Below are 2584 nucleotides of genomic sequence, written 5' to 3'. Positions count from 1 at the left end.
AAGAAGCTATACAGCACATCCACTTCAACACCCGGATTTGAGAACATTATACTTGGGATCGCCAACAACACCGTCGATTTTATCAAAAAGACCAGCGGCACGTGGGACCACCAGGGCTGGGAAGCGTATCTGAAGGACCTGCAGAAAAAAGGTGTCAAACTATCCGAGGAAACCACCACATACCTCGGTGGAATCCTTGAAGCTGCCAAGGAACTGTATTTATTTCCCATCCAGCATGGTAAGGATTCAAAAAAGTAGCATTATGGCCTGAAACCTCTGAGCATTAAAGATTTTGGGGATGCCTTGTCTTAAGGGGTGGAGGTTTGATATTGCCTCCACCATCGGTGACCGGTGCCGGGCATGGTCACAAATAGTGCTTAATGCACTCTGTACTAAAAAACTATGATAGAGGGGATTATATTTCTATGGGTGAAGTAATGTACAAGAAGTTTACCAAAGAAGAGGACGCAATCTATGACAAGGGCATAGAGACCCTTAGAAAGGCGCTTGCCTCCGGGGTTTCGTATCCCGAAGCGTGTGCACTGCTGGATATCTCAGACGCCGAACTAAAAACGATCATCACCGACGATTTCCTGAAGATATCCATAGCCGAACTGCACTACGGCGGAGGTATGCCTTTAAAAGAAGTAGCACGCAGACTCTCGGTTGCCTACGGGCTTATAGTGCAGACCCGGGCAATCATGCTCGAGGATATAGAAAACACCGGCCTGAGCGAGTACCACAGGCAGACCTCACAGGGAGAGGCATAAAAGGAGGATTGTGTAGATGGTAGATGTTGATTATATAGTACACGGAGACTATCTCCTGACAATGATAAACAACCATGAGCCGATAGTTGGTGGCGCCATAGCCGTGATTGGTAACAAGATAATAGATGTAGACACGTATGAGGTCATATCGCAACGCTACAGGCCGTCCATGAAGCTTGGTGGTTCCGGTAAAGTGGTGTTTCCCGGGCTCGTAAACACGCACACACATGCGGCGATGGTGTATTTTCGTGGTATGGCCGATGACCTTCCGTTGAAGAACTGGCTGGAGGGTTACATATGGCCGGCAGAGGGCAAGTGGCTCAGTGATGAGTTCATCTACGATGCGGTGGAGCTTGCCTGTCTTGAGATGCTCCTGGGCGGGACAACGACCTACAACGACATGTATTTCTTTGAGGGCAGTGCGGCACGTGCGGTTAAGGGGATGTCGATGCGTGCGGTGCTTGGTTGTGGGGTGTTGGACTTCCCGTCGGCCTCTGCAAAGGATACGCAGGGGTACCTCGACAACGCAGAGGCATTTATCAAGGACTGGAAAGATGACCCGCTGGTAACACCCTGTGTAGCCCCCCATGCCCCCTACACGTGCGGTCCCGATACCTTCATGAAGTCCAAAGCCCTGGCACAACACTACAACGTCCCCATGCACACCCATCTGTCTGAGACCAATCACGAGGTGCAGGAGGTCATCGCCAGGTACGGCAAACGTCCCGTTGAGCACCTCAACGACATAGGTTTTCTGGATAGTCGCCTGGTGGCGGCACACTGTGTGTGGTTGTCGGAGGTAGAGATCGAGTTGCTTGCACAAAATCGGGTGGGCGTCTCTCACTGCATCGAAAGCAACCTCAAGTTGGCCAGTGGAGTGGCTCCGGTGGTTGCCATGCTTGAGCGTGGAGTGAGTGTGTCATTTGGGACGGACAGCGCCGCAAGCAACAACGACCTTGATCTGTTTACGGAGATGTCCATAGCCGCCCGTCTGCACAAGACCATGTGCAACAATCCAACCGTCCTGCCCGCCCATCAGGCCCTGACAATGGCCACACGTCTTGCGGCAGAGCAGCTAGGCTTCGGTGACAGCCTCGGATGCCTCAAGCCCGGATACCTGGCAGACGTCGTCATAGCCGACATGAACAGACCACATCTAACGCCCTTTTATGACATCTACTCGCTGATCGTCTACTCCATGCGCTCTGCGGACGTGGATACGGTGATGGTCAACGGCAAGGTGGTCGTCCAAGGCAAAAAGCACACTCTCAAGGACGAAGCCGCCATACTCGATAAGGCCCTGTGGTGGAAAAACAAGATACAGCAAAAACACGAAGGTTGATGAAAAAGAGAAGAAAAAATAAAGGGGCGGCTCTGCCCCCCTTTAAAACCCCCTGCAAGGGGGCCAGCCCCCTTGACCCCATTATGTCTTCCTCTGATGTTAATTTTTAAGTTTCATGCTATAATTATAGTTATGTATTATAGAAGAAAGATAATCTTGGCACTTTTACAGACATTTGAGGGTAAGTTACCCAAGACTGTTTTTCAGAAGTATTTATTTTTGTTATCACAGTTACAGGATATTCCTTCCTACAACTTTATCCCGTATAAGTATGGTTGTTTTTCTTTTCAATCGTATGAAGATAAGACTACCATGGCAAAGCAAGGTTTTTTAAGCGATGGGGAATTGTTGTGTAGGAAAGATAACGTTGATTATCTTTCTATGCTTAGAGATAATGATAGACGTGCTTTGATAACATTAAAGAAATTGGTTGGCAACTTAAACATTGATGAGTTGATTCGTTATGTATACA

The 2584-nt window shown here is 49.0% G+C and carries 3 protein-coding genes; all 3 read left to right on the top strand.

Going from position 1 to position 2584, the window contains the following annotated elements; genetic code table 11:
* A partial coding sequence (locus HWQ67_RS16090) for a hypothetical protein (RefSeq protein WP_218253703.1) occupies positions 1 to 258 on the top strand: 258 nt, incomplete at its 5' end.
* 167 nt (positions 259 to 425) lie between these two features.
* Positions 426 to 770: a hypothetical protein gene (locus HWQ67_RS16085; protein ID WP_218253702.1), complete on the top strand. Its 345-nt coding sequence runs from the start codon at positions 426 to 428 to the stop codon at positions 768 to 770.
* Between the two features lie 16 nt (positions 771 to 786).
* Positions 787 to 2112, top strand: a complete 1326-nt coding sequence (locus HWQ67_RS16080; protein WP_218253701.1) for an amidohydrolase — start codon at positions 787 to 789, stop codon at positions 2110 to 2112.
* Positions 2113 to 2584 lie beyond the last annotated feature (472 nt).

The organism is Candidatus Magnetobacterium casense, from assembly GCF_019173545.1.
Classification (GTDB): Bacteria; Nitrospirota; Thermodesulfovibrionia; order Thermodesulfovibrionales; family Magnetobacteriaceae; genus Magnetobacterium; species Magnetobacterium cryptolimnobacter.
This window is presented reverse-complemented; position numbering and strand designations above follow the sequence as displayed.

Coding starts and splice junctions, on each gene's coding strand:
- HWQ67_RS16085 (WP_218253702.1), top strand. CDS start 426: ATGGGTGAAGTAATGTACAAGAAGTTTACCAAAGAAGAGGACGCAATC.
- HWQ67_RS16080 (WP_218253701.1), top strand. CDS start 787: ATGGTAGATGTTGATTATATAGTACACGGAGACTATCTCCTGACAATG.